37 protein-coding genes are annotated in these 24,015 nt (G+C 38.2%); 3 read left to right on the forward strand and 34 right to left on the reverse strand.

Translation table 11 applies throughout. The features are described from left to right. Nucleotides 1–100: 100 nt before the first annotated feature. The gene (locus C4F49_RS08645; protein ID WP_196935469.1) at nt 101–844 is read left to right on the forward strand and encodes a lysophospholipid acyltransferase family protein; all 744 of its coding nucleotides are present in this window, start codon (nt 101–103) and stop codon (nt 842–844) included. Here the strand turns inward: C4F49_RS08645 and C4F49_RS08650 are convergent. Beyond that, nucleotides 841–1,938: a glycosyltransferase family 2 protein gene (locus C4F49_RS08650; protein ID WP_196937234.1), complete on the reverse strand. Its 1,098-nt coding sequence runs from the start codon at nt 1,936–1,938 to the stop codon at nt 841–843. The two genes, C4F49_RS08645 and C4F49_RS08650, sit on opposite strands and share 4 nt — an antisense overlap. A gap of 16 nt (nt 1,939–1,954) precedes the next feature. Continuing rightward, nucleotides 1,955–2,929: a lysylphosphatidylglycerol synthase domain-containing protein gene (locus tag C4F49_RS08655; RefSeq protein WP_196935470.1), complete on the reverse strand. Its 975-nt coding sequence runs from the start codon at nt 2,927–2,929 to the stop codon at nt 1,955–1,957. Nucleotides 2,930–3,019: 90 nt separating this feature from the next. Between C4F49_RS08655 and ruvC the strand changes: the two genes are divergently transcribed. Next, nucleotides 3,020–3,586, forward strand: a complete 567-nt coding sequence (ruvC, locus tag C4F49_RS08660) for a crossover junction endodeoxyribonuclease RuvC (protein WP_196935471.1) — start codon at nt 3,020–3,022, stop codon at nt 3,584–3,586. Here ruvC and C4F49_RS08665 read toward each other — a convergent pair. After that, a complete protein-coding gene (locus C4F49_RS08665; RefSeq protein WP_196935472.1) occupies nt 3,583–4,626 on the reverse strand; it encodes a hypothetical protein in 1,044 nt (347 codons plus the stop codon). The genes ruvC and C4F49_RS08665 overlap by 4 nt on opposite strands. Before the next feature lie 277 nt (nt 4,627–4,903). On the opposite strand from C4F49_RS08665, the gene C4F49_RS08670 reads away from it, so the two are divergent. After that, nucleotides 4,904–5,374 carry an Lrp/AsnC ligand binding domain-containing protein gene (locus tag C4F49_RS08670; protein ID WP_196935473.1) on the forward strand — a complete coding sequence of 157 codons (471 nt, stop codon included), beginning with the start codon at nt 4,904–4,906 and terminating at the stop codon, nt 5,372–5,374. Nucleotides 5,375–5,473: 99 nt separating this feature from the next. Here C4F49_RS08670 and C4F49_RS08675 read toward each other — a convergent pair whose 3' ends face one another. The 31 genes from C4F49_RS08675 to rplB all read right to left on the reverse strand — a co-directional run bounded on the left by C4F49_RS08675 (nt 5,474) and on the right by rplB (nt 24,014). After that, nucleotides 5,474–6,538, reverse strand: coding sequence for a M20 family metallo-hydrolase (locus C4F49_RS08675; protein WP_196935474.1), 1,065 nt, complete (start codon nt 6,536–6,538; stop codon nt 5,474–5,476). After that, nucleotides 6,531–7,331 (reverse strand): pyrroline-5-carboxylate reductase, encoded by an 801-nt coding sequence (gene proC, locus C4F49_RS08680; RefSeq protein WP_196935475.1) that lies wholly within the window; start codon nt 7,329–7,331, stop codon nt 6,531–6,533. Before proC ends, C4F49_RS08675 begins: the two co-directional genes overlap by 8 nt. 12 nt (nt 7,332–7,343) lie before the next feature. Next, complete coding sequence (gene argB, locus C4F49_RS08685) at nt 7,344–8,138, reverse strand: acetylglutamate kinase (protein ID WP_196935476.1); 795 nt, start codon at nt 8,136–8,138, stop codon at nt 7,344–7,346. A 1-nt stretch (nt 8,139) separates the two neighbouring features. After that, entirely contained in the window at nt 8,140–9,105 is a 966-nt protein-coding gene (locus C4F49_RS08690; RefSeq protein ID WP_196935477.1) for a Rossmann-fold NAD(P)-binding domain-containing protein, read from the reverse strand. A 9-nt stretch (nt 9,106–9,114) separates the two neighbouring features. Continuing rightward, nucleotides 9,115–10,248: an aspartate aminotransferase family protein gene (locus C4F49_RS08695; protein WP_196935478.1), complete on the reverse strand. Its 1,134-nt coding sequence runs from the start codon at nt 10,246–10,248 to the stop codon at nt 9,115–9,117. Nucleotides 10,249–10,443: 195 nt separating this feature from the next. Then, nucleotides 10,444–10,989: a 50S ribosomal protein L17 gene (gene rplQ / locus C4F49_RS08700; protein WP_196935479.1), complete on the reverse strand. Its 546-nt coding sequence runs from the start codon at nt 10,987–10,989 to the stop codon at nt 10,444–10,446. Nucleotides 10,990–11,153: 164 nt separating this feature from the next. Beyond that, on the reverse strand, nt 11,154–12,146 hold the full coding sequence (locus tag C4F49_RS08705; RefSeq protein ID WP_196935480.1) for a DNA-directed RNA polymerase subunit alpha: 993 nt from the start codon (nt 12,144–12,146) through the stop codon (nt 11,154–11,156). Nucleotides 12,147–12,230: 84 nt separating this feature from the next. After that, the gene (gene rpsD / locus C4F49_RS08710) at nt 12,231–12,839 is read right to left on the reverse strand and encodes a 30S ribosomal protein S4 (protein ID WP_196935481.1); all 609 of its coding nucleotides are present in this window, start codon (nt 12,837–12,839) and stop codon (nt 12,231–12,233) included. A 69-nt stretch (nt 12,840–12,908) separates the two neighbouring features. Then, on the reverse strand, nt 12,909–13,298 hold the full coding sequence (gene rpsK / locus C4F49_RS08715; RefSeq protein WP_196935482.1) for a 30S ribosomal protein S11: 390 nt from the start codon (nt 13,296–13,298) through the stop codon (nt 12,909–12,911). 12 nt (nt 13,299–13,310) lie between these two features. Continuing rightward, nucleotides 13,311–13,688, reverse strand: coding sequence for a 30S ribosomal protein S13 (gene rpsM, locus C4F49_RS08720; RefSeq protein ID WP_196935483.1), 378 nt, complete (start codon nt 13,686–13,688; stop codon nt 13,311–13,313). Between the two features lie 29 nt (nt 13,689–13,717). Further along, the gene (gene rpmJ / locus C4F49_RS08725; RefSeq protein ID WP_038702005.1) at nt 13,718–13,834 is read right to left on the reverse strand and encodes a 50S ribosomal protein L36; all 117 of its coding nucleotides are present in this window, start codon (nt 13,832–13,834) and stop codon (nt 13,718–13,720) included. Nucleotides 13,835–13,874: 40 nt separating this feature from the next. Beyond that, nucleotides 13,875–14,093, reverse strand: coding sequence for a translation initiation factor IF-1 (infA, locus tag C4F49_RS08730; protein WP_002997456.1), 219 nt, complete (start codon nt 14,091–14,093; stop codon nt 13,875–13,877). Nucleotides 14,094–14,168: 75 nt separating this feature from the next. Then, the gene (gene map / locus C4F49_RS08735) at nt 14,169–14,951 is read right to left on the reverse strand and encodes a type I methionyl aminopeptidase (protein WP_196935484.1); all 783 of its coding nucleotides are present in this window, start codon (nt 14,949–14,951) and stop codon (nt 14,169–14,171) included. An 8-nt stretch (nt 14,952–14,959) separates the two neighbouring features. Next, complete coding sequence (gene secY, locus C4F49_RS08740; protein ID WP_196935485.1) at nt 14,960–16,306, reverse strand: preprotein translocase subunit SecY; 1,347 nt, start codon at nt 16,304–16,306, stop codon at nt 14,960–14,962. Between the two features lie 5 nt (nt 16,307–16,311). Continuing rightward, nucleotides 16,312–16,758, reverse strand: coding sequence for a 50S ribosomal protein L15 (gene rplO / locus C4F49_RS08745; protein WP_196935486.1), 447 nt, complete (start codon nt 16,756–16,758; stop codon nt 16,312–16,314). Between the two features lie 110 nt (nt 16,759–16,868). After that, entirely contained in the window at nt 16,869–17,048 is a 180-nt protein-coding gene (gene rpmD, locus C4F49_RS08750; RefSeq protein WP_196935487.1) for a 50S ribosomal protein L30, read from the reverse strand. A 4-nt stretch (nt 17,049–17,052) separates the two neighbouring features. After that, nucleotides 17,053–17,571, reverse strand: coding sequence for a 30S ribosomal protein S5 (gene rpsE, locus C4F49_RS08755; RefSeq protein ID WP_196935488.1), 519 nt, complete (start codon nt 17,569–17,571; stop codon nt 17,053–17,055). A gap of 12 nt (nt 17,572–17,583) precedes the next feature. After that, nucleotides 17,584–17,937, reverse strand: a complete 354-nt coding sequence (gene rplR / locus C4F49_RS08760) for a 50S ribosomal protein L18 (RefSeq protein ID WP_196935489.1) — start codon at nt 17,935–17,937, stop codon at nt 17,584–17,586. Nucleotides 17,938–17,942: 5 nt separating this feature from the next. Further along, nucleotides 17,943–18,497: a 50S ribosomal protein L6 gene (gene rplF, locus C4F49_RS08765; RefSeq protein ID WP_196935490.1), complete on the reverse strand. Its 555-nt coding sequence runs from the start codon at nt 18,495–18,497 to the stop codon at nt 17,943–17,945. Between the two features lie 20 nt (nt 18,498–18,517). Continuing rightward, on the reverse strand, nt 18,518–18,916 hold the full coding sequence (gene rpsH, locus C4F49_RS08770) for a 30S ribosomal protein S8 (protein WP_196935491.1): 399 nt from the start codon (nt 18,914–18,916) through the stop codon (nt 18,518–18,520). A gap of 143 nt (nt 18,917–19,059) precedes the next feature. Further along, entirely contained in the window at nt 19,060–19,329 is a 270-nt protein-coding gene (gene rpsN / locus C4F49_RS08775) for a 30S ribosomal protein S14 (RefSeq protein WP_196935492.1), read from the reverse strand. Next, nucleotides 19,322–19,891 carry a 50S ribosomal protein L5 gene (rplE, locus tag C4F49_RS08780; protein WP_196935493.1) on the reverse strand — a complete coding sequence of 190 codons (570 nt, stop codon included), beginning with the start codon at nt 19,889–19,891 and terminating at the stop codon, nt 19,322–19,324. The genes rpsN and rplE overlap by 8 nt, the downstream gene beginning before the upstream one ends. After that, nucleotides 19,891–20,238: a 50S ribosomal protein L24 gene (gene rplX, locus C4F49_RS08785; RefSeq protein WP_336244682.1), complete on the reverse strand. Its 348-nt coding sequence runs from the start codon at nt 20,236–20,238 to the stop codon at nt 19,891–19,893. The genes rplE and rplX overlap by 1 nt, the downstream gene beginning before the upstream one ends. A gap of 2 nt (nt 20,239–20,240) precedes the next feature. Next, entirely contained in the window at nt 20,241–20,609 is a 369-nt protein-coding gene (rplN, locus tag C4F49_RS08790) for a 50S ribosomal protein L14 (protein ID WP_196935494.1), read from the reverse strand. 1 nt (nt 20,610) lies between these two features. Further along, nucleotides 20,611–20,865: a 30S ribosomal protein S17 gene (rpsQ, locus tag C4F49_RS08795; protein WP_136900226.1), complete on the reverse strand. Its 255-nt coding sequence runs from the start codon at nt 20,863–20,865 to the stop codon at nt 20,611–20,613. Between the two features lie 12 nt (nt 20,866–20,877). Continuing rightward, on the reverse strand, nt 20,878–21,099 hold the full coding sequence (rpmC, locus tag C4F49_RS08800; RefSeq protein ID WP_196935495.1) for a 50S ribosomal protein L29: 222 nt from the start codon (nt 21,097–21,099) through the stop codon (nt 20,878–20,880). Nucleotides 21,100–21,190: 91 nt separating this feature from the next. Continuing rightward, entirely contained in the window at nt 21,191–21,613 is a 423-nt protein-coding gene (gene rplP, locus C4F49_RS08805) for a 50S ribosomal protein L16 (RefSeq protein ID WP_196935496.1), read from the reverse strand. A 54-nt stretch (nt 21,614–21,667) separates the two neighbouring features. Further along, on the reverse strand, nt 21,668–22,474 hold the full coding sequence (rpsC, locus tag C4F49_RS08810) for a 30S ribosomal protein S3 (protein ID WP_196935497.1): 807 nt from the start codon (nt 22,472–22,474) through the stop codon (nt 21,668–21,670). 8 nt (nt 22,475–22,482) lie between these two features. Then, nucleotides 22,483–22,917 (reverse strand): 50S ribosomal protein L22, encoded by a 435-nt coding sequence (gene rplV / locus C4F49_RS08815; protein WP_196935498.1) that lies wholly within the window; start codon nt 22,915–22,917, stop codon nt 22,483–22,485. 6 nt (nt 22,918–22,923) lie between these two features. Then, nucleotides 22,924–23,190: a 30S ribosomal protein S19 gene (gene rpsS / locus C4F49_RS08820; RefSeq protein ID WP_002997495.1), complete on the reverse strand. Its 267-nt coding sequence runs from the start codon at nt 23,188–23,190 to the stop codon at nt 22,924–22,926. Next, nucleotides 23,190–24,014, reverse strand: coding sequence for a 50S ribosomal protein L2 (gene rplB, locus C4F49_RS08825; protein ID WP_196935499.1), 825 nt, complete (start codon nt 24,012–24,014; stop codon nt 23,190–23,192). The genes rpsS and rplB overlap by 1 nt, the downstream gene beginning before the upstream one ends. Between the last annotated feature and the right edge of the window lies 1 nt (nt 24,015).

The following is a 24,015-nucleotide window of genomic DNA, read 5'->3' on the forward strand; positions in this document are numbered from 1 at the left end:
ACAAAATAAATATTATTAACAAATATATAAATAATATTTAAAAAATGAACTCGCCGTTAGATTAATCATATTTGTATATTTGTACAGTTTTTTAATAATTATGAGAAAATTTCTAGGGTATATCCTAACTCCAATATTTTTTATTTGTTTTTCAATCGCACTTATCTTATTTCATCCGATACAGTGGCTGTGCTTGAAATTTGGGGGATATGCAGCACACAAGAAAAGCGTGGACATGTTAAATGCATGTCTCGTTGCTTGTAACTATACATTGTTTAACCGGACAAAATTTATCGATAATAAAAATCTTCCTTTAGGACAGCCTATTATTTTTGTCGCAAATCATCAAAGCACATTCGATATACCCCCGCTGATTTATTTTTTAAGAAGATTTCACGGAAAATTTATTTCTAAAATAGAATTAATGAATGCGAATATCCCGAGCATTTCCTTTAATTTAAAGTATGGTGGAGCCGCGAATATAGACCGCAAAGATTCAAAGCAAGCAATATCGCAAATCTTGAAGTTAGCCAATAACATGAAAGAAAACAATTGGTCGGCGTTTATCTTTCCTGAAGGAACGCGGACAAAAACCGGCAAGATGAAACCTTTTTCAGTAGGTGGCATTGCAACGCTTTTAAAGAAAAATCCAAATGCTTTAGTTGTTCCGATAGCAATAAATGGTTCTTATAAAATGGTTCAGTGGGGAATGTTCCCTTTGCGTCCATTTACGCCGATGTCTTGGGAAGTTTTAAATCCTTTAGACATTGAAGGGAAAAGTCCAGAAGATATTGTTAAAATGGCTGAGGATATCATCCGCGAAAAAGTAGAAGGAATTAATTAATTCACTTTTCGGTCTTTCCAATCGTATTTTCCAATATTCCCGGCGATTCCTATGTACACGAGATAAAAACTATGTGCGATGGATAACGCAGGCAAATAAAGCAGCAATTCTTTCCGATTGGCGAAGTTACATAAAGGTTTGATGAATAGAAACTCAACCGCTATTTTCAGTACAATAGCAAAAATAATCGGCCAATAAATCCCTGGTAACAAAGAGAAGAATAAAACCAAACCGATTAATAGCGCCAGATTAAATCCCCAAATGCAAATTCCCAAGGCTACGACTTTTTTGTCTTTGTACTTTGTACTTTTCGAAGCCCAGCGTTTCCGTTGATTGATAAATGATTTCAAATTTGGTTTTGCATCCGTGTATACAACTGCTTCTTTTGATTTACAGAATCCAATTTTAGAAGCGTATTGCGCAGCAACTTTATGCAAAAACAATTCGTCATCGCCTGATGCCAGATTATCAATGTTCTTGAAGCCACCCATTTCGTAAAAAATATCCCGCCGATAAGCTAGATTTGCACCATTGCAGGTTGTCGGATTTCCGTTTCCAATTCCGGCAGCGCCTAGACCAATTAAGTACAAAAATTCAAGCGTCTGTAAGCGTTCGAAAAAATTGATTTCTTCATCATAAATTACGGGCGATGAAACTAAATAATTATCATTTTTCTCAAAGTAAGAAACCACAGTTTTCAGCCAATTTTTGCCCATTCGGCAATCAGCATCTGTCGTTACAATAATCTCACCCTGAGCAAGTTCAATGGCTCGGCTAATGGCTAATTTTTTATAGGAATTTAATTTGTCTCCTTCATTTAATTTGATAAGCTTGACTCCTTGCGGAGCATAAGAAGCAATAATGGATGCGGTGGAATCTGTAGAATGGTCGTCCACAACGATGATTTCCAACAGTTCCTTTGGAAAATCTTGGTTCAAAACACAATCTAAAGTCCGAGCAATATTTTCTTCCTCATTTCGTGCAGCGATAAGTACAGAAACCTTTGTCCTCACTGTTGCTGATGAAGAAAAACTAGGAATGGAACTCCATCCTTTCCGCATGTAAAGAACCAAAATGACATAAACCAATGTCATCAAAATCAGGAAAAAGCTAAGACTTGTTACCACCAATTAGATTTACATTCATAACAAAAAAAGACCCGATGATGGCCGGCAGAATTAAATTGACAAACCATATACACGAGACAATCGCCATAACAGCAATTTCCTGAGTCGTGATGTAGCTATACAGGTTACTCGCCACCAAACTTCGGACACTAAAATCAAAAATATCTAGCGAAGGTAAGGCAGATTGAACAAAAAACAAGATAAAAATCATTAATACCATCGAAACGAAAGGTAATTCTGGCAGAATAACCAGCATCAGAATGACATATTGCGAAGTAAAAATAAAAAATCGCGCGGCGGACAAAAACAATACATATCCAAGTTCTTTTGTGGAATACTCTTCTAAGACAGAAAAAAATGGCTTTATTTTTTTCAGAAACTTGATTTTGCCAACCAAATAGTCTACCCAATGCACATTGAAATACAAAATCACAAAAGCCAAAGCATAAATAATTGCCAAAATCCAAATACCGAATTTAACGGATGTCGGTGTCGGCAAATAGGTACTGACGAACCAAGCGATGCTTAATGCGCCAAAAACGCTGGTTAAAACCAATTGAGCAAATTGCCCTACGCCCATTGCGACGGCGCCTGATGCGCGATGTCCGGGCTTTAAAACCAATATCCGTCCTCCGTATTCCCCTATCCTATTCGGTGTAAAAATTGCCCAAGTCAATCCGCAGAAAACAGATTTTGTGGCTTTCATCCAACTGATTTCTTCGATGCGTTTGCTTAAATATTTCCATTTAACAACTTCTAGAGACCAATTGACCAGCATCAAAAATACCACAGCGCCCAACAGCAAATACATTGACGTAGCGTCAAATCCTTGCATCAACAGCTTAAATTCCCGAAGATTCTGTGAGTTAATTTTTGTTACGACGAACCACATTGCTAAGCCAACGATAGCAAGCTTGAAGAGTAAGTTGATGTAATTTTTCTGGACTTTGGATAGCATCTAAAAACAAAAGCACAATTTTACTAAAAATAATGCAGTTCGGGCAGTCTTTTGAAAATCAATTCGCATTTAAAATCGTAATTTTGGCTTATGCTAAACGAAAAGGCGAAAGAGCGGATTATATTGGGAATTGACCCTGGAACTGTTGTATTAGGTTATGGGCTGATTAAAGAAACCGGAAAGAAAATTTCGCTGATTAGCATGGGCGTTATCAAATTGGGTCATTTGGACGACCACGGCCTGAAGCTTCAGCGAATCTTTAAAAAAACCAGTGCATTGATTGAAGAGTACAATCCAGATTGTGTCGCATTAGAAGCTCCTTTTTACGGCAAAAACATTCAGGTGATGCTCAAACTAGGTCGTGCTCAAGGGGTAGCGATGGCTGCGGCATTGCATAAAGACATTCCCATTTTTGAATATTCACCTCGAAAAATAAAACAATCCGTTACCGGAAATGGAAATTCAAGCAAGGAACAAGTGGCGGCCATGCTGAAAACTTTATTGAATTTTCAGGAATCTCCTCAATTTCTAGATGCTACCGACGGTCTTGCCGTGGCAGTCTGCCATTCATTTCAGCAAAATACCAGCTCCGGAAACAGCAAAAGCTACAGTGGTTGGGAATCTTTTGTCAAGGACAATGAGAAACGGGTGCGCTAAATCTGCACGGAACGAATTACATTCTTCACATTCAGCTCCACAATATCTGTCATTGTTTTGCATTTCAGATAGGCTGCATTATCGTAAAATTTGGCATATCCTTCGCGAAGCGTCTTAATATTTTCTTCTGTGGAAAGTTGCTGAACTTGCGAAGCATCTCTCAAATCTTTGATGCGGTGGCGCTCGCTGCGTACCCGATGCACAATGGAGGACCTCTCTTCTTGCTGGTATTGCAATACGGTTTTTTCCGTCAAATATTCCATCGATAATTTCACGTAAGGAAAATTCTCTTTAAAAAACTGAGGCATGTAGACCTTTGGATTTCCTTCATAAAACTGCTGGTCGAAATCAATCGCCCGAATCCTAAATTGAAAATCATCAAAATCCGGCGTAATTTGCATCACAAAATTATAAGCACGCATATCGCCCAACAACGAAATAATGCATCGTTCATTAAATTTTACAAATTCCTTTGCGATACGTGTTTGATTATAATCCGGTGTGTACATCCGCGCTTGGCTAAAAACGTCTCCAGGAATTCCTGCAATATGCTCTTCGATTAATGTATCGCGATCGACCAAATAATTGACTTGGTTCGGAGAAAGAATTTCTTCCAATTCCAAACCATAAATCCTTGACGCGTCAGCTTGTTTGATGTAGAAATAATCGTAAACATCATTTAATCGATTAATGATTCGGATGCGAAATGGGCGTGTATTCCCAAAAGCACAAAATTCAATCCTGTCAATGATTTTATGCTGCACGATGCGTGTATTTCCGGAAGCTTTTAATTTGGCATAAATTATTTTTAGCCCATCATAAAGCTGGTCCTGGACGTATGGCGGATATAGAGGCGTTTCCCAAAGTGTATCATTGCCAAATTTATCCATTACCGGCACAGTCTCTTGGAAATTGAGCAAGTCTTTGTAAGAAAGCGGCAATTTCCCATCTCGCTGGTAAAATTTCAAATACTTTTGCAAGCCAGGGCCAACGGGATAAATCGGCTTTTTTCTGGATATTTTTACATCTTCAATTTCCATAACAACTAACTAGAAAACTAATTTACTGATTATTATTTTCACTTATCCGAATTCCATCAGTTTATCGCTTAAATTGTAATTATTTAAAAAAAATTGACATAAATATTCCAAAAAAATACCAATAATTCCATTTTTACTTATTATTTTTGATAAATTTATAATTCAGAAACATACTAAACGGAATAAAATTTGAAACAGATAAAGGCATTTTATTCGAATAAAAATTTTATTTTCTCTTAAAAAAATCAAATCAGATAATTATTAATCATCAATTTTTATGGACAAAACATACTCAAACTACGATTTAGATAATTTAGACATCCAAATATTATCCATCTTGATGGAAGATGCGTCTATTCCATACACAGAAATTGCAAAAAAATTAATTGTATCTGGCGGAACCATCCATGTTCGCATGAAGAAAATGGAAGAATTGGGAATTATCCATGGTTCGAATTTGATTATTAACCCTCAAAAAGTCGGATTTGATATCACTGCTTTTTTAGGTATTTACTTAGAAAAAGGCTCGCAATATTCAGATGCAGTAAAACAGTTGCAACAAATCAAAGAAGTTGTAGAGTTGCATTACTGCACCGGACAATACAGTATGTTTGCTAAAATTGTCTGCCGTGACACCGCTCACCTGCGTAAGGTTTTGAATGAAGATATTCAAGCTTTGACAGGAATCCAGCGGACGGAAACAATTATTTCATTAGAAGAAAGTATTAAAAGACAGATTACGCTTTAATCGGGAATTCTGTTATCCAAAGAACAAATCTTGATTCGAAAGTTTCAAGATTTGTTTATCACGAAATCTCAAATATCTTTCAAGAATACCTACACGATTTTATAGAATCTTTCCTAGCAGGTTGTAGTAAAATCGGACTCCTTCAAACAGTTCTTCCACATAAATAAATTCATCTGCCGAATGAGAACGCGCAGAATCGCCAGGCCCTACCTTAACAGAAGGGACAGAAAGCAAAGCTTGGTCGCTCATGGTTGGGCTTCCGTAGACTTCGGCGCCTAAAGAAATTCCTGCTTGGACTATGGGATGATAGATAGGGATAGTCGATGGATTTAAGCGAGTCGAACGTGCGCTTACAGATGATTTCACATGCTGTTTAATAATCTCCAACACGTCCAGATTGGTGTAAACGTCGGTTGTACGAACATCGACAACAAAACTGCAGTTCGCTGGAACAACATTATGCTGAGAACCCGCTTGAATCATGGTTACAGACATTTTTACCGGGCCTAAAAATTCAGATTCTTTGGGAAATTGATACGATTTGAACCAGCTGATATCCTCCAACGCATTATAAATCGCATTTTCTCCCTCTTCTCGAGCAGCATGTCCCGAAATCCCTTTGGCTTCGCAATCTAATACCATCAAACCTTTTTCTGCTACCGCTAAATTGAGCAAAGTCGGCTCACCAATTATTGCAAAATCAATAGGAACTAGGTGTTTAACCGCTTCTTCAATGCCATTCTTTCCAGAAATCTCTTCTTCTGCGGAAGCTAGAAAACAGATGTTGTAGGCTAAGTTTTCTTGTTCGTAATACGAAATAAATGTTGCCAGAAGTGAAACTAGACATCCTCCTGCATCATTGCTCCCTAAACCGTACAATTTGCCATTTTCAATAGCCGGCGTAAATGGATCTCGCGTATAGTCCTTATTCGGTTTTACCGTATCATGGTGAGAATTCAGTAAAATTGTAGGTTTATTGGCATCAAAATGAAGGTTGTAAGACCAGACATTATTTTGATTTCTTTGGTATGGAATACCGTGCTGTCCTAAAAATTCAGCAAGCAAATCGGCAGTTTTGTCTTCTTCCCTACTGAACGATGGAATTGCAATTAATCGTTGCAATAACGAAATGCTATGTTCTGTTATTGAATCGAGCTTATTCATTGTATAATCCGCCAGCTTTTAAGGCTGACAATTTTATTCCTTTGATAAAAGCGGAACTAAAACCATTATGTTCCATTTCATTCAATCCCGCTATGGTACATCCTTTTGGTGATGTCACCTTATCGATTTCGCTTTCAGGATGATTTTGCGTCAGCAATAATAAATCAGCCGCACCTTTGGCTGTTTGAATTGCCATTTTTAATGCGTCGTGCGCATGAAAGCCAATTTCAACTCCGCCTTGCGATGCTGCTCGTATGCTGCGCAAGAAAAATGCGATTCCACAGGCACATAAAGCAGTTGCGGAAGTCATCAAATCTTCGGCAATTACAACAACAGCTCCAACAGTCTCGAACAATTGCTCAACTTGCTGTATAGCATGTTGCGAAGCATTGTCTGTAGAAATACAGGTCATGGATTCGCCGATGGCGATTGCCGTATTTGGCATCGCACGGACAACCTGCGTTTGTTGTCCTAACACTTCTTTTATCTGTGCACAAGTAACGCCAGAAACCACTGAAATTACCAATTGATTTTCAGTAATTGAACTTTTCAATTCCTCCATCACCGCTTTTAACTGCTGCGGCAAGATGGCCAAAACAATGATGTCTGCACCGATAACCGCATTTGCATTATCGGCATTCGCTAGAAAGCCTTGTTCAACTTCTTTTGACAAATGTTGAATTGTTCGTCTTGTCAGCATAATATCGCCAGGAGCATATTGCCCTGATTTCACTAAACCTTTAGCCAAAGAAAGCCCAATATTACCTGAACCGATGATCGTTATCTTATGCATACATTCTATTTTTTAGGAAAGGCAGGTTCCGAATTGACTTTGCTGATACAAATGTAAATTCGCTGCATTGCCAATATAAACATTTTTAACACCTTTTTCAATTGCAGAAAACGCATTGTGTAATTTAGGAATCATTCCTTCATAAATAACGCCCGATGATTTCAACTGTTCAAACTCGGAAGCTTGAATCGACGGAATCACAGAATGTTCGTCATTTACATCTGCCAATACTCCATTTTTTTCAAAGCAATAAATTAATGTTGTTTCATACAATTTGCTTAATGCGATAGCTAATGACGCCGCAATTGTATCGGCATTCGTATTTAACAACTGGCCATTTCCATTGTGGGTAATAGCCGAAAAAATCGGGGTAAAACCCGCTTGCAAAAACTTCTTAATCGACAATGTATTGATGGAATCAGCTAGAATATCTCCCACAAAACCATAATCAATGTCTTTGACAGGTCTTTTAACCGCCTTGATGACATTGCCATCGGCACCACTCAAACCCAACGCATCGCAATTGTATTTCTGTAGCGTTGCCACAATTTTTTTATTGGTCAATCCCGCGTAGACCATTGTCACGACATCCAACATGGCTTCGTCCGTAATTCTACGGCCTTCCACCAATTTGGCTTCGATGCCTATTTCGGAGGCGATGCGAGTTGCAATTTTTCCTCCGCCATGCACCAATATTTTCTTACCGGGCATAGCGGCAAATTTTTCCAAAAAATCCTGTAAATGACCATCATTATCAATCACATTTCCACCAATCTTGATGATATTTAACGTACTATTTGAAGACATTCTATTTTTCTAATTTTTCTAATATATTTTTCAAGACAACTTGAGCAGCCAAAACGCGGTTGCTCGCTTCCTTGATGACTAATGAATTTGGTCCATCTAAAATTTGAGACGAAAGTTCCAAATCTCTGCGAACTGGCAAACAATGCATCACTTTTGCATCGTTTGTTAACGCTAACTTTTGATTATCCATCATCCAGTTTTCTTCAACCGGATAAACTTTTCCATAATCATTGAACGAAGACCAGTTCTTCACGTAGACAAAATCTGCATCAGCAAGACTTCCTTCTAAATCATGGCTTATCGTTGCACCATCGGTGAATTCTGTACTTAATTCATAGCCTTCCGGATGCGCGATTGTAAAATCAACCATTCCATCCTTTTGCGCAGCACACATCCATTCCGAAAATGAATTTGGAACAGCCTGCGGCAATGCCTTAACATGAGGTGCCCAAGCCAGAACGACTTTTGGTTTAGCCACTTTTTTGTACTCCGTAATCGTAATCAAATCCGTCAAACTTTGCAAAGGATGGCGCGTAGCACTTTCTAATGAAACGACAGGAACGCCGCAATACTTCACAAATTTTTTGAACAAATCTTCTGTATAATCGGCTTCTTTATCTTTCAAACTTGGGAAAGAACGTAGGCCTAAAATATCGCAATATTCGCCCATAACTGCAGCTGCCTCACGAATATGTTCGACTGTAGTTCCATTCATCACCACGCCGTCTTGCGTTTCCAGAGCCCAGCCATCCTTATCCATGTTCATGACCATAACCGTCATACCTAAGTTTGTTGCCGCTTTTTGTGTACTCAAGCGCGTACGCAAACTCGGATTCAGGAATACCAATCCAAGGGTTCTATGCTTACCCAATGTTTCATGAGCATATGGATTTGCTTTTAAAGCTAACGCATCCTGAACAAGCGTTTCTAGATTTTCAGCATCAGCTACCGAGAAAAAATTTTTCATTTGAATAAATTATGCTTTAAGAGTTTGCTCAAAAGCCGTCAAAAAACGGTCTGCAATTTCTTGGTTAATATTTAGTGCAGGAAGAATACGGATAACATTTGGCTTTGCCTCGCCTGTAAATATTGCATGCTTGCTAAGCAGGTCTTTCTTCACATGGGCTAATTCCTCAGGCAATTCAATTCCAATCATCAAACCTCTTCCGCGAACTTCTAAAACTTGGTTAAACTGCTTCAGTTCGCTTATTAAGTAATCTCCAATTCTCTTGGCATTCTCCAACAAGTTTTCTTCTTGAATCACATCCAACACAGCAACAGCAGCAACACATGCCAAATGATTGCCACCGAAAGTCGTACCCAGAAGGCCGAAAGAAGCTTTGAACTTTGGAGAAATGGAAATTGCTCCGATTGGAAATCCATTGCCCATTCCTTTTGCCATGCTATAAATATCCGCTTCTACGCCAGAATAATCATGAGAATAGAAAATCCCTGTTCTTCCGTAACCGCACTGAACAGAATCGGCAATAAACACACTGTTATAGGTATCACAAAGCGAACGAATCAACTTCAAAAATGGAATGCTTGCTTCTCTGATGCCGCCGACTCCTTGAATTCCTTCAATAATAACAGCTGCAATTTCGTCCCCAAAAGATTGAAATGCATTGGTCAATGCTTCTTCATCGTTAAATGGGAGAAATACCACATTGTCAGTTTCATTCACTGGAGCGACAATAGAAGGATTATCCGTCGCAGCTACAGCAAGCGAAGTACGTCCATGAAATGCTTTGGAAAATGAAATAATCTTTTTTCTTCCCGTATGGAAAGAAGCTAATTTCAATGCATTTTCATTTGCCTCAGCTCCAGAATTACATAGAAATAAGTTAAAATCAGCTTTTCCAGAAACCTCTCCCAATTGTTTGGCCAACTGTGTCTGAATAGGAATTTCTATCGAATTGGAATAAAACCCAATGTTGTGTAGCTGTTCTGTTATTTTGGCAACATAATGCGGATGCGTATGACCAATCGAGATCACGGCATGGCCGCCATATAAATCTAAATATTCTTTTCCAGTCTGGTCCCAAAGAGTACTTCCCTGGGCTTTTACAATATTCACTGGATTCAAAGGATAAACCTTAAATAATTCCATAATACTTTGTATAAAATAGCAATTTAATGCGCAGTGCAAATATAATTAAGCCGAAGCTTAATTGATGAATAAACATAAAAAACCTTTTCTGTTTTGAACTTCCAAAGAGCAGAAATAGCTTATCGAAAAAACAGGACAGAAAAAAAGCCTATCATCACTGATGATAGGCTTAATATTTTAAAAAATCGGACTGAATTAGTCTTTCTTTTCTTCTTTTGCAGGAGCTTCTTCAGCTGGAGCCTCTTCAGTTTTTTCAACTTCAGGTGCTGCAGTTTCTTCAACAACTTCTACAGTTTCAGCATTCTCAACAGTAGCTTTTTTCTTAGAAGCACCGCGTCGTCGAGTAGCTTTTTTCTCAGTTTTAGCTGTTACACCGTAAACTTCGTTGTAGTCAACCAATTCAACTAATGCCATTTCAGCATTATCTCCTAAACGGTTTTCCATTTTGATGATACGTGTGTAACCACCTGGACGAGTAGCCACTTTCTCAGAAATCTCTCTGAAAAGGATTGTTACTGCATCTTTATCTTTCAAATAAGCGAATACAGTACGACGTGAATGTGTTGTGTCGTTTTTAGATTTAGTAATTAAAGGCTCAACATATTTACGCAACGCTTTAGCTTTAGCTAAAGTTGTGATGATACGTTTGTGCTTTACTAATGAAGTCGCCATGTTAGCTAACATCGCCTTACGGTGACTGTCAGTGCGGCCTAAGTGATTTACTTTTTTTCCGTGTCTCATTTTAGTTTTTGTGTTTGTGCATACCGTTCTTTTAATTCAAAATTCAAAAGTTATAATTCAAAATCTGGAAGCGTGTAAACTTTTTTAATTTTGAATTTTGAATTTTGAATTTTTACTTTGTCAAAGAGGAATTATGCAACAGGTCGCTTTAAATTATTTACTTATTATTCTTCGTCTAATTTGTATTTAGACAAGTTCATACCAAAAGATAAACCTTTTGATTTAACTAATTCTTGAATTTCGCTCAATGATTTTTTACCGAAGTTACGGAACTTCAACATGTCAGCTACGTCATACGTTACTAACTCGGATAAAGTACGGATATCAGCAGCTTTCAAACAGTTCAATGCGCGCACTGAAAGGTCTAAGTCTACTAATTCTGTTTTCAAAATTTTACGCATGTGTAAAATTTCTTCGTCTACAACTTTCGTTTCTTCTTTAGTTTGAGACTCTAACAACATATTTTCGTCAGAGAACAACATGAAGTGTTGAATCAAAATACGAGCAGCTTCTTTCAAGGCATCTTCAGGATGGATAGAACCATCTGTAGAAATGTCCAATAACAATTTCTCATAATCGGTTTTTTGTTCAACACGATAATTTTCGATTGTGTATTTAACATTCTTGATTGGCGTATAGATTGAATCGATTGCGATTACACCTACAGGACCATCAGAAACTTTATTTTCTTCAGCATTAACATATCCACGGCCTTTTCCAACAGCTAATTCAAGTTCAATCGTAACTGAACTATCCATGTTGCAAATAACCAAATCAGGATTTAAAACTGTAAAATTATTAGAGAATTTTGTGATGTCACCAGCTTTAAATTGATCTTGACCTTTGATAACCACGAATATTTTTTCGCTATCACCTTGCTCACCTGATTTTTGGAAACGAACTTGTTTCAAATTCAAGATGATCTCGGTAACGTCTTCTACAATACCTTTAATTGTAGAAAATTCATGCGAAACGCCTGAAAACCTTATCGACGTAATTGCATATCCTTCTAACGAGGACAATAAAATACGGCGTAAAGCATTACCAATAGTTACACCAAATCCTGGTTCTAATGGACGAAATTCGAAGGAACCATCAAAATCTGTTGATTTTTGCATGATTACTTTATCTGGTCTTTGAAATGCTAAAATTGCCATTTAATTTCTTTTAAAAGTTTTTGTAACAATAATTTATATACAACAGAAGAAAGCATAATCAAATATGCATTCTTCTGTTATTTATTATTTAGAGTATAACTCTACGATTAAGTTCTCTTTGATATTCTCAGGAATGTCTGTTCTTTCAGGGTAACTTAAGAAAGTACCAGAAAGTTCGTTTGCGTTCCACTCTAACCAAGAGAATTTGTTGATTTTTCTACCTTCAACTGAAGTTGTGATAGCTTCTAATGATTGAGAACGCTCACGTACAGTAATTACATCACCTGGACGTAAACTATATGATGGGATGTTAACGACACTGCCGTTAACAGTAATGTGTTTGTGAGATACCAACTGACGTGCCGCAGAACGAGTTGGAGCGATACCTAAACGGTAAACTGTATTATCCAAACGAGCTTCTAATAATTTCAAGAAGATCTCACCTGTAATACCATGTTTAGAGGAAGCCTTTGCAAATAAGTTAGCAAATTGACGCTCTAATACACCGTAAGTATATTTTGCTTTTTGTTTTTCTAACAACTGAACAGCATATTCAGATTGTTTTCCTCTTCTTTTAGATGGTCCATGTTGACCAGGAGGATAATTCTTTTTTTCTAACGCTTTATCTGGACCAAAAATTGGTTCTCTGAATTTACGAGCGATTTTGGACTTAGGTCCTGTATATCTTGCCATTTTTTTTCTTCTGTTTAAAGTATCTTTCAGCCTGTAGCTGAAGAATCTTATCTATTAAACACTAATTAATTAAACTCTTCTGCGTTTTGGAGGACGACAACCATTGTGTGGAAGTGGAGTGATGTCTTTAATAGTAGTTACATCAATACCAACTGTTTGCAATGTACGAATCGCAGATTCACGTCCAGCACCTGGACCTTTTACGAAAACTTCAACTTTACGCAATCCTAAATCGTAAGCTACTTTACCACAATCATTCGCTGCTTGACCTGCTGCATACGGAGTATTCTTTTTAGAACCTCTGAAGCCCATTTTACCAGCACTTGACCATGAAATAGTTTGACCTTGGTTGTTTGTCAAAGTTACAATGATGTTGTTAAAAGTAGCATTGATGTGCGCTTGGCCAATTGGCTCGATAACGACAATACGCTTTTTAGCAACTTTTTTACTTTTAGCCATTTTTCTTAATTATTATTTAGTAGCCTTTTTCTTGTTTGCAACTGTTTTACGTTTACCTTTACGAGTACGCGTATTGTTCTTAGTACGTTGACCACGAACAGGTAAGTGTTTACGGTGACGTAAGCCACGGTAACATCCAATGTCCATCAAACGTTTGATGTTCAATTGAACTTCTGAGCGCAATGCACCTTCTACTTTGATTTCGTCATTAATGATTGTACGAATTGCCGCCAATTGATCATCGTTCCACTCTTGAACTTTGACGTCATGGCTAATTTCTGCTTTATCTAAGATATAAGCAGCAGTAGCACGTCCGACACCGAAAATGTAAGTAAGGCCTATTACACCTCTTTTGTTTTTAGGTAAATCTATACCTGATATCCTTGCCATATAATACTTTAAGCGATTATGTTAATAAACTACCCTTGACGTTGCTTGTACTTAGGGTTCTTTTTGTTAATTACAAAAACTTTTCCTTTGCGGCGAATAATCTTGCAATCCGCGCTACGTTTTTTGATTGATGCTCTTACTTTCATTTTATACTATTTTTAAAAGCTGATCTTCGCAGATCTGTTACTATTTGTAACGGTATGTAATTCTTCCTTTTGTTAAATCGTAAGGAGACATTTCCAATTTCACTTTATCACCAGGTAGAATTTTAATGTAATGCATGCGCATTTTACCTGAGATATGAGCGATAATCTCATGTCCGTTCTCTAACTCTACTCTAAACATTGCGTTAGAAAGTGCTTCTCTAATAATCCCGTCTTGTTCTATTGAGGCTTGTTTAGCCATAAATTATTGCTGATTAACGTTTAAATAGCCTGTATAAACAGGAGTGCAAAGATAAATAAATTAATTGAATATCAATTACTTTTTATCTAAAACTTTCTCGATTGCTTCAAAATTTAATAAAACATCTGGTTTGCCTTTTTGAATAGAAACCATTTGTTCGAAATGTGCAGATAGCTTTCCATCGATTGTACTGACTGTCCATCCATCCTCCCAAAACTTAACGCCCGCTTTACCGGCATTGATCATTGGTTCTATACAAATGACAAGACCTTGTTCTAATTTTGGCCCTACTCCGCGCTTTCCGTAGTTTGGAACTTCTGGTTTTTCATGCAAATGAAAACCGACTCCATGTCCTACCAACTCGCGAACAACGCCATAATTATAAGGTGCCACATGTTCTTGTACTGCATATGAGATATCGCCTACTCGCTTCCCTACCACAGCCTGTTCAATTCCTTTATACAATGAAGCCTTCGTTACATCAAGTAATTGTTGTGCTTCAGCAGAAATCTCACCGACTCCAAAGGTATAAGCTGAATCAGAAATAAATCCGTTTAACGTCACACCGCCATCAACAGAAACAATATCGCCATCTTTAAGCACATAGTCGCTCGGAAAGCCATGTACGATCTGATCATTTACAGAGATACAAAGCGAATACGGGAAACCATGATAATTCAAAAATGCGGGCGTGCCTCCGTGATCTTGAATGAAGTCGAAAGCAAGCTTATCCAAAGATAAAGTTGTGATTCCGGGTTTTACTTCCTTGGCAATTTCAACAAGCAATTGCGAGAGTACATTTGCTGACTCTCGCACTTGTTCAATTTCTTCTTCAGTTTTATAATAAACTTTAGACATGCAGAATATTAAATTGCGGATTGATCAATACCTTCTACCGTAGCAGAAGATCTACCTTTCACGCGTCCAGTCTTCATCAATCCATCGTAATGACGCATCAATAAATGACTTTCGATTTGTTGCAACGTGTCTAATACAACACCAACTAAAATTAGCAATGATGTACCTCCAAAGAAGTGTGCAAATTGGTTATTGACACCAAACAAACTTGCGATCGCAGGCATGATTGCAATAATTGCAATAAAGATCGCGCCTGGGAAAGTAATGTGAGAAATCACATTATCAATGTACAAGTTGGTTTCATATCCTGGTTTAACACCTGGGATAAATCCACCATTTTTCTTCATATCCTCAGACATTTGTTGAGGATTCACCATGATGGCTGTGTAGAAAAATGTAAATGCAATAATTAATAAAGCAAACACTACGTTGTAGGTAACCGAAGTATAATTACTTAAAGATGTAAGAAACTCCGACTGTACGTTTGGAAAGAACTGTGATAATGACATCGGCAAGAACATGATTGCTTGCGCGAAAATGATCGGCATTACACCGGCAGCATTGACCTTTAAAGGGATATACTGACGAACGCCACCAACTTGTTTGTTACCAACAATTTTCTTCGCATACTGTACAGGGATTTTACGAACACCTTGCACTACCATAATTGTGAATATAACTACGAAGAATAAAGCAACGAATTCTAATAACAATGGAATTGGACCACCGCCACTAGGACTCATTCTAGACGCCCATTCTGCAGAAATACCAGCAGGTAATTGTGCAATAATACCAGACATAATGATTAAAGAAATACCATTTCCAATTCCTTTATCCGTAATACGCTCACCTAACCACATAACAAATAATGTACCTGCAGTAAGGACAATTGCTGTAAGAATCGTGAACATTGGGTCAGCAAGCGTTTTCGCCTCTGGGCCAATTTGAGTTCTTACGTAAGCAAATGCTTGAACTAACGTAATTGCTAAAGTCAGGTAACGAGTAATCTGGTTCATTTTCTTACGACCAGACTCGCCTTCCTTTTGCATTTTTTGGAATGAAGGAACAGCAATTCCTAATAACTGCACCACAATCGATGCAGAGATATACGGCATCACACCCAAAGCAAAAATAGCAGCTCGTGAAAACGATCCACCAGCAAACATATTTATCAAATCCATGATGTCGTTTCCGCCATCACCTCTGTTGACTACCAGTGCCTCTGGATTAACACCTGGCAATACCACGTGACATCCGACACGGTAAATTAGAAGAAACAATAACGTATTTAAAATACGGTTACGTAGATCTTCTATCTTCCATATATTGGTTAAGGTTGTGATTAGTTTCTTCATGTATACTAAAGTTTTACAATAGAACCACCTGCAGCTTCTATTGCTTTTTGAGCAGTAGCTGAAAATGCGTGTGCTTTAATTTCAATTTTAGAAGTGAATTCTCCACGTCCTAAAACTTTCACTAAATCGTTTTTAGATACTAAACCATGTTCTTTTAATGTATCAAAGTCTAAAGTTGTTAAAGAAAACTTCTCAACTAAAGCTTGCAATACGTCTAAGTTTACGCCAACGTATTCTACACGGTTGATGTTTTTGAAACCGAATTTAGGCACACGACGTTGCAAAGGCATTTGACCACCTTCGAAACCGATTTTCGTTTTGTTACCAGAACGAGATCCAGCACCTTTATGACCGCGAGTGGAAGTACCACCACGACCAGAACCTGTACCACGACCAATACGCTTGCTACTTTTGATAGAACCTTTTGCAGGTTTTAAATTACTTAAGTTCATTTTTAAATGAATTGTGTTACGCCTTCGCTCTCACTAAACAGGACGCAACGATTAAAAAATTGATGAATAATAGGAAATGGAAAATGTTATAAAACACTTTCCATTTTCAATTAAATTGCTTCGATAGCTACTAAGTGATTCACTTTTCTTACCATCCCGATGATGGCAGGTGTAGCTTCTACTTCTACCGATTGATTGATTTTTTTCAAACCTAATGCTTCGATAGTTTTCTTTTGGCGCTCGCTTCTGTCGATAACGCTCTTTATCTGGGTGATTTTGATTTTTGCCATGATATTAACCGTTAAATACTTTGTTTAAATCGACACCGCGGTGTTGAGCTACTGTGTATGCATCGCGCATATTTGCTAAAGCATCAACAGTTGCTTTTACCACGTTGTGTGGGTTAGAAGAACCTAATGATTTCGCCAATACGTCGGTAATTCCAGCAGACTCTAATACTGCACGCATCGCACCACCTGCAAGTACACCTGTACCGTGAACAGCTGGTTTGATCAATACTGAACCGCCTGAATATTTACCGTATTGCTCATGAGGAACTGTTCCTTTGATAATAGGAACTTTAACTAAGTTCTTTTTCGCATCATCGATACCTTTAGTAATCGCTTCAGTTACCTCTTTAGCTTTACCTAAACCGTAACCTACGATACCATTTTCGTCACCGACAACAACGATTGCTGAGAAGCTAAAAGTACGACCACCTTTGGTTACTTTCGCAACGCGTTGGATGCTTACTAAGCGATCTTTTAATTCAATTTCGCTTGATTTTACTCTTTTTATATTGCTTAATGCCATTTTCTTATTAAATTAAAAGTCTAAACCGCCTTCGCGAGCACCTTCAGCCAATGATTTAATACGGCCATGGTATAAGTACCCATTACGGTCAAAAACTACTTTGCTAATACCTGCTGCAACTGCTTTCTCTGCTACTGATTTTCCAACAGCTTTGGATTGATCTACTTTATTTCCGCTTGCTACAAAATCTTTCGATGTTGAAGAAGATGAAACTAATGTCTTTCCAGTTGTGTCATCAATAATTTGAGCATAGATTGCTTTGTTACTTCTAAACACAGATAAACGCGGACGTTCAACTGTTCCTGTCAGGTTTTTTCTGATTCCTTTTTTTATTCGCTCTCTGCGAGATGATTTATGTCCTGCCATGGTTATTATTTTTTAGCTGATTTACCTGCTTTTCTTCTCAATACTTCACCTTCAAACTTGATACCTTTTCCTTTGTAAGGCTCTGGTTTACGGAAGCCACGGATTTTCGCCGCGATTTGTCCTAACAATTGTTTGTCAGTAGATTCTAAAGTGATGGTTGGGTTTTTACCCTTATCAGCAGTTGTTGTAACTTTAATTTCCTTTGGCAATACAAAAACGATCTGGTGAGAGAAACCTAAAGTAAGTTCCAATGTATTCCCGTTGTTAGAAGCACGGTAACCCACACCCACTAATTCCTGAGTAGATTTGTAGCCTTCCGTTACACCGATCACCATGTTGTGCAATAAAGAACGGTATAGTCCGTGTAGCGCTTTGTGTTTCTTTTGTTCTGTAGGACGAGAAACAAGAATGTTTCCGTCTTCTTCTTTAACCGTAATATCGCGGTCAACTTGTTGCGTTAATTCGCCTTTTGGCCCTTTAACAGTAATCAGATTCTTATCCGATACTGCGATTGTCACTCCCGAAGGAATGGCAATAGGCGCTTTTCCAATTCTTGACATTTTTCGTGTTTTTTCCTAGATTAATAAATGTAACATAAAACCTCGCCACCGACGTTTTGTACAACTGCTTCTTTATCTGTCATTACTCCTTTAGAAGTAGATAAAATGGCAATACCCAAACCGTTTAAAACACGTGGCATGTTGTCTACACCTGCATACTTTCTTAAACCAGGTTTACTCACACGAGTTAATGTGCGAATAGCCGGAATTTTGCTAATCGGATTGTATTTCAAAGCGATTTTGATTTGGCCTTGAGGACCATTGTCTTCGAATTTGTAATTAGCAATGTAACCTTTGTCAAATAAAACTTTGGTAATTTCTTTCTTAAGGTTCGATGCAGGAATTTCAACAACCCTATGGTTGGCCTTGATGGCATTCCTTACTCGTGTAAGGTAATCCGCTATTGGATCTATATTCATTAGTATATATAAAATTGTGATACCGGTTTCTTCCAGCTAACCGAAGCGGAAGACCTACTATCTGTTCATAAATTTGCAAAGCAAAAAACCCTGATAAATCTTTGACAGATTTATCGAGGGCAAAAGTAACTTTTTTTTCTAAATTACCAAGAAGCTTTTTTCACTCCCGGGATTTTTCCGTCTAAAGCCATCTCACGGAATGTTACACGAGAGATACCAAATTGACGCATATATCCTTTAGGACGACCAGTTAATTTACAACGATTGTGCAAACGTACCGGCGAAGCATTTTTTGGCAATTTGTCCAAAGCAGCGTAATCGCCAGCAGCTTTAAGAGCTGCACGCTTGTCAGCATACTTTGCGACCAATTTTTGACGCTTTACTTCGCGTGCTTTTAATCCTTCTTTAGCCATTGTTTTGAGTATTTTGATTTTTGAATGGTAAACCGAATTGTTTCAACAATTCTAACGCTTCGATGTCATTATGCGCTGAAGTTACAAAAGTAATATCCATACCTTGGATCTTATTGATTTTGTCAATGTTGATCTCTGGGAAGATGATTTGCTCTGTAATACCTAAGTTATAATTTCCTCTACCATCGAAACCTTTATCGTTGATACCGCGGAAATCGCGAATACGAGGCAAAGATACAGCGATCAAACGATCTAAAAATTCATACATATTGTTGTCACGCAATGTCACGCGAGCACCAATAGGCATTCCTTTACGCAATTTGAAATTGGAGATATCTTTTTTGGATTTTGTTGCAACAGCTTGTTGACCAGTAATCAATGTTAATTCACCGATTGCATTGTCAATTAATTTTTTGTCAGATGATGCAGCGCCAATCCCTTGAGATACGACAATTTTTTCCAGTTTTGGAACTTGCATAACGCTTTTGTACTGAAACTTATCTTTAAGTGCTGTACGGATTTCCTCCGCATATTTCACTTTTAATCTTGGAACGTAAGTCATTATTTAATTTCCTCCCCTGATTTTTTAGCGTAACGAACAATTTTTCCATCCGCATTAAGCTTACGACCTACGCGAGTAGTTTCTCCTGATTTAGGATCGATTAATGCTAAGTTAGAAATATGAATAGCCGCTTCTTTCTCAATGATACCACCATTAGGATTAGCTGCGCTAGGTTTTGTGTGTTTTTTAACGATGTTAGCGCCTTCCACGAATGCTCTATTAGTATCAATTACTACCTTTAATACTTTACCTTGAGCACCTTTAGAGTTACCAGCGATAACTTTCACTAAATCGCCACTTTTGATTTTGATTTTGTGCGTAGTTGTTTGTTGTTTCTTGTATGCCATGATTATAAAACCTCCGGTGCTAGTGATACAATTTTCATGAACTGCTTCTCACGCAACTCTCTAGCCACAGGGCCAAAGATACGTGTTCCACGTGGCTCATCATTATTATTTAATAATACTGCAGCGTTGTCATCGAAACGAATGTAAGAACCATCTTTACGACGGATTTCTTTTTTCGTACGAACTACTACAGCTTTTGAAACGGAACCTTTTTTCACGTTTCCTGAAGGCAAAGCGCTTTTCACCGACACAACAATCTTATCACCGATCGATGCATAACGCTTGCGCGTGCCACCCAATACACGGATTACTAAAACTTCTTTAGCACCGCTATTGTCAGCTACATTAAGTCTTGATTCTTGTTGTACCATGTTATTTAGCTCTTTCTAAAATTTCTACTAATCTCCAGTTCTTTGTTTTACTCAGCGGACGAGTTTCCATAATTAATACCGTATCGCCGATACCGCAGGTATTTGTTTCGTCATGAGCTTTAAATTTAGTAGTTTTTTTAACGAACTTACCATAGATAGGGTGCTTTACTTTACGTTCTACAGCCACTACAATGGATTTGTCCATTTTGTTGCTAACTACTAAGCCGATTCTTGTTTTTCTTAATTTTCTTTCCATTTCGACTTTTAATTATTCTGCCTCAGCGGCTGTTTCTAGTTTTGCTGCATTTTTACGTTTCGTAACTTCTGTAGCGATACGAGCGATATTCTTGCGAGCAGCTTTAAGAACATTTGGGTTCTCGATAGCTGAAACAGCATGTGCAAATTTCAATTTGTTCAAGGCAACTTTCTCTTCTTTAAGACGAGCTGTAAGATCCTCTGTTGATAATTCGATAATTTCTGAATTTTTCATTTTATTTCAGTTGTTATGCTGGGTTATCACAAGCTTGGTGAAGCAGAAGGGTAACGGCCTCCTAGTTCCGCATGGACATTACCAGCGATTATTATGCTTCTACGTAATCTCTACGTATAACAAACTTAGTTTGAACCGGAAGTTTTTGTGCAGCAAGGCGCAATGCTTCTTTAGCAATTTCTAAAGGCACACCTTCTGCTTCAAATAACATACGGCCTGGGCGCACCACCGCTACCCAGTATTCTGGAGCTCCCTTACCTTTACCCATACGAACCTCTGCAGGTTTTTTGGTAACTGGTTTGTCAGGGAAAATACGGATCCACACTTGGCCTTCACGTTTCATGAAACGTGTAACGGCGATACGTGCTGCCTCGATTTGACGGCTAGTGATCCATGCTGGCTCCATTGATTTGATTCCGAAAGAACCGAAAGATAATTCCGCTCCGCGAGAAGCATTACCTTTCATGCGGCCTTTCTGCATCTTTCTGAACTTCGTTCTTTTTGGCTGTAACATGTTCGTATTCTATTAATTTCTGCTCACGCAGATAAATTTAAATCTTATTATTAATTATCCTCTTTTTGGTGCACCTGCGCCACCGCCACGATTTCCACCACGGTTGTTGTTGTCTCTACGACCACCAGCACCGCCACGGTTTCCACCACGGTTGTCACGACGATCTGCTCCACCTTCATTTCCACCACGAGTTTTCACTCCTGAAGTTTGTCCGATGTTTGGAGATAAGTCACGTTTACCGTAAACTTCACCTTTACAGATCCATACTTTAACACCAATTTTACCGTATGTAGTCAATGCTTCTGCTAAAGCGTAATCGATATCTGCACGTAGTGTATGCAAAGGAGTTCTTCCTTCTTTGTACTGCTCCGTACGAGCCATCTCTGCTCCGCCTAAACGGCCAGAACACATGATTTTGATACCTTCAGCTCCCATGCGCATAGTTGATGCGATGGCAGTTTTCATTGCGCGACGGAAAGAGATACGTGCTTCTAATTGCTTAGCTACACCTTCTGCTACCAATTTCGCATCTAGCTCAGGGCGTTTGATCTCGAAAATGTTGATTTGAACATCCTTTTTAGTCAGTTTTTTCAACTCTTCTTTGATCTTGTCCACTTCTTGACCACCTTTACCGATAACGATACCTGGACGAGCTGTGTGAATTGTTACAGTGATGCGTTTTAAAGTTCTTTCGATAACAACTTTAGCTACACCGCCTTTTGAAATACGTACAGAAAGATATTTTCTAATTTTTTCGTCTTCAACTAATTTGTCGGAATAGTTGTTGCCTCCGAACCAATTAGAATCCCATCCTTTGATGATACCTAATCTGCTACCTATTGGATTTGCTTTTTGTCCCATTCTTATTATTAATTAGTTTTAACGTTATTTAAACTATCTACTACCAAAGTTACATGATTAGAACGCTTACGAATTCTATATCCACGACCTTGTGGAGCTGGGCGCAATCTTTTCAATTGACGACCACCGCCTACAGATACTTCTTTTACATATAAAGCACCGTCTTCAAGACTAGCACCTTCGTTTTTCGACTCCCAATTCTTGATCGCTGATAATAATAATTTCTCAACGCGAATGGCAGCTTCTTTACTTGTATGTTTCAAGATGTATAGAGCGTTTTCCACTTTTTCGCCACGGATAAGATCCACTACAAGACGCATTTTGCGCGGAGATGTAGGGCAATTCAATAATTTGGCAGTAGAAGCTCCTCCTACTTGAGCCTTTTCCTGCTCTTTGCGCTGTCTAATGATGACAGATTTTTTGAGTTTTTGTGTTGCTTCCATTACCTATTATTTTTTCTTTTCTGCGTGGCCTCTAAATGTACGCGTTGGCGCAAATTCTCCAAGCTTGTGACCTACCATGTTCTCTGTTACATAAACTGGAATAAATTTATTCCCGTTGTGTACTGCGAAGGTATGGCCAACAAAATCAGGAGAAATCATAGATCTGCGAGACCATGTTTTGATAACTGACTTCTTGTTAGTTTCATTCATAGAAAGAACTTTTCTCTCTAAGTTGTGATCGATGTAAGGACCTTTTTTAATTGAACGAGCCATTATTTTTTCCTTCTCTCAATGATGTAACGATTCGATGTTTTCTTCTTATCACGTGTTTTGAAGCCTTTGGCTAAAACACCTGTGCGTGAACGAGGTTGACCTCCTGAGGTACGGCCTTCACCACCACCCATAGGGTGATCTACTGGGTTCATGGCAACACCACGAACTCTTGGACGACGACCTAACCAACGTTTACGACCTGCTTTACCTAATACTTGGTTTGCTTTTTCTGAGTTAGAAACAGAACCAATAGTAGCTACACATGTTAATAAAATCATGCGCACCTCGCTTGAAGGCAATTTGATAACGGCATATTTACCGTCACGAGCAGATAATTGAGCGTAAGTTCCTGCAGAACGAGCAATACTTGCTCCCTGACCTGGGTTCAATTCAATGTTATGAATGATAGAACCTAAAGGAATTTTTGAAAGTGGCAATGTATTGCCAATTTCTGGGGCTACTGATTCACCTGCGATTACAGTTTGTCCTACGGCTAAACCTGAAGGAGCAATGATGTAACGTTTTTCACCATCAGCATAATGCAATAAAGCAATACGTGCTGTACGATTTGGATCGTATTCTATGGTTGCAACTTTTGCAGGGATATCTTTTTTATCGCGTTTGAAATCTATCAATCGGTATGATTTTTTATGTCCCCCACCGAGATAACGCATAGTCATTTTACCGGACTGATTACGACCACCTGATTTCTTGATCTTAACTACTAATGATTTTTCAGGAACATTTGTAGTAACATCTGAGTAGTTTGCGCCTACTCTGAAACGTGTGCCAGGGGTAACCGGTTTGAATCTTTTAACTGCCATT

Origin of the sequence: Sphingobacterium hungaricum (assembly GCF_015210005.1) — a bacterium.
Lineage (GTDB): Bacteria > Bacteroidota > Bacteroidia > Sphingobacteriales > Sphingobacteriaceae > Sphingobacterium > Sphingobacterium hungaricum.

Excerpts from the sequence above, each read along its gene's own strand:
- rpsD (WP_196935481.1), bottom strand. The coding sequence starts at position 12,839 with ATGGCAAGATATACAGGACCTAAGTCCAAAATCGCTCGTAAATTCAGA.
- rpsN (WP_196935492.1), bottom strand. The coding sequence starts at position 19,329 with ATGGCTAAAGAAGGATTAAAAGCACGCGAAGTAAAGCGTCAAAAATTG.
- C4F49_RS08665 (WP_196935472.1), bottom strand. The coding sequence starts at position 4,626 with ATGGAAATTGAAGATGTAAAAATATCCAGAAAAAAGCCGATTTATCCC.
- rpmJ (WP_038702005.1), bottom strand. The coding sequence starts at position 13,834 with ATGAAAGTAAGAGCATCAATCAAAAAACGTAGCGCGGATTGCAAGATT.
- C4F49_RS08690 (WP_196935477.1), bottom strand. The coding sequence starts at position 9,105 with ATGAAAAATTTTTTCTCGGTAGCTGATGCTGAAAATCTAGAAACGCTT.
- argB (WP_196935476.1), bottom strand. The coding sequence starts at position 8,138 with ATGTCTTCAAATAGTACGTTAAATATCATCAAGATTGGTGGAAATGTG.
- rpsH (WP_196935491.1), bottom strand. The coding sequence starts at position 18,916 with ATGAATATAGATCCAATAGCGGATTACCTTACACGAGTAAGGAATGCC.
- rplQ (WP_196935479.1), bottom strand. The coding sequence starts at position 10,989 with ATGAGACACGGAAAAAAAGTAAATCACTTAGGCCGCACTGACAGTCAC.
- rplP (WP_196935496.1), bottom strand. The coding sequence starts at position 21,613 with ATGTTACAGCCAAAAAGAACGAAGTTCAGAAAGATGCAGAAAGGCCGC.
- rplO (WP_196935486.1), bottom strand. The coding sequence starts at position 16,758 with ATGAACTTAAGTAATTTAAAACCTGCAAAAGGTTCTATCAAAAGTAGC.
- C4F49_RS08655 (WP_196935470.1), bottom strand. The coding sequence starts at position 2,929 with ATGCTATCCAAAGTCCAGAAAAATTACATCAACTTACTCTTCAAGCTT.
- C4F49_RS08695 (WP_196935478.1), bottom strand. The coding sequence starts at position 10,248 with ATGGAATTATTTAAGGTTTATCCTTTGAATCCAGTGAATATTGTAAAA.
- C4F49_RS08675 (WP_196935474.1), bottom strand. The coding sequence starts at position 6,538 with ATGAATAAGCTCGATTCAATAACAGAACATAGCATTTCGTTATTGCAA.
- C4F49_RS08645 (WP_196935469.1), top strand. The coding sequence starts at position 101 with ATGAGAAAATTTCTAGGGTATATCCTAACTCCAATATTTTTTATTTGT.
- rpsC (WP_196935497.1), bottom strand. The coding sequence starts at position 22,474 with ATGGGACAAAAAGCAAATCCAATAGGTAGCAGATTAGGTATCATCAAA.
- rplX (WP_336244682.1), bottom strand. The coding sequence starts at position 20,238 with ATGGCATACAAGAAACAACAAACAACTACGCACAAAATCAAAATCAAA.
- ruvC (WP_196935471.1), top strand. The coding sequence starts at position 3,020 with ATGCTAAACGAAAAGGCGAAAGAGCGGATTATATTGGGAATTGACCCT.
- rplB (WP_196935499.1), bottom strand. The coding sequence starts at position 24,014 with ATGGCAGTTAAAAGATTCAAACCGGTTACCCCTGGCACACGTTTCAGA.
- rplR (WP_196935489.1), bottom strand. The coding sequence starts at position 17,937 with ATGGCAGGACATAAATCATCTCGCAGAGAGCGAATAAAAAAAGGAATC.
- infA (WP_002997456.1), bottom strand. The coding sequence starts at position 14,093 with ATGGCTAAACAAGCCTCAATAGAACAAGACGGGATTATTAGAGAAGCA.
- map (WP_196935484.1), bottom strand. The coding sequence starts at position 14,951 with ATGTCTAAAGTTTATTATAAAACTGAAGAAGAAATTGAACAAGTGCGA.
- C4F49_RS08705 (WP_196935480.1), bottom strand. The coding sequence starts at position 12,146 with ATGGCAATTTTAGCATTTCAAAGACCAGATAAAGTAATCATGCAAAAA.
- rplN (WP_196935494.1), bottom strand. The coding sequence starts at position 20,609 with ATGGTACAACAAGAATCAAGACTTAATGTAGCTGACAATAGCGGTGCT.
- rpmC (WP_196935495.1), bottom strand. The coding sequence starts at position 21,099 with ATGAAAAATTCAGAAATTATCGAATTATCAACAGAGGATCTTACAGCT.
- rpsQ (WP_136900226.1), bottom strand. The coding sequence starts at position 20,865 with ATGGAAAGAAAATTAAGAAAAACAAGAATCGGCTTAGTAGTTAGCAAC.
- rpsK (WP_196935482.1), bottom strand. The coding sequence starts at position 13,298 with ATGGCTAAAAGTAAAAAAGTTGCTAAAAAGCGTATTGTCGTTATCGAG.
- rplV (WP_196935498.1), bottom strand. The coding sequence starts at position 22,917 with ATGGAAGCAACACAAAAACTCAAAAAATCTGTCATCATTAGACAGCGC.
- C4F49_RS08650 (WP_196937234.1), bottom strand. The coding sequence starts at position 1,938 with ATGACATTGGTTTATGTCATTTTGGTTCTTTACATGCGGAAAGGATGG.
- rplF (WP_196935490.1), bottom strand. The coding sequence starts at position 18,497 with ATGTCAAGAATTGGAAAAGCGCCTATTGCCATTCCTTCGGGAGTGACA.
- secY (WP_196935485.1), bottom strand. The coding sequence starts at position 16,306 with ATGAAGAAACTAATCACAACCTTAACCAATATATGGAAGATAGAAGAT.
- rpsS (WP_002997495.1), bottom strand. The coding sequence starts at position 23,190 with ATGGCTCGTTCAATTAAAAAAGGTCCTTACATCGATCACAACTTAGAG.
- rpsE (WP_196935488.1), bottom strand. The coding sequence starts at position 17,571 with ATGGCATTAAGCAATATAAAAAGAGTAAAATCAAGCGAAATTGAATTA.
- rpmD (WP_196935487.1), bottom strand. The coding sequence starts at position 17,048 with ATGGCAAAAATCAAAATCACCCAGATAAAGAGCGTTATCGACAGAAGC.
- rplE (WP_196935493.1), bottom strand. The coding sequence starts at position 19,891 with ATGACTTACGTTCCAAGATTAAAAGTGAAATATGCGGAGGAAATCCGT.
- proC (WP_196935475.1), bottom strand. The coding sequence starts at position 7,331 with ATGCATAAGATAACGATCATCGGTTCAGGTAATATTGGGCTTTCTTTG.
- rpsM (WP_196935483.1), bottom strand. The coding sequence starts at position 13,688 with ATGGCAAGGATATCAGGTATAGATTTACCTAAAAACAAAAGAGGTGTA.
- C4F49_RS08670 (WP_196935473.1), top strand. The coding sequence starts at position 4,904 with ATGGACAAAACATACTCAAACTACGATTTAGATAATTTAGACATCCAA.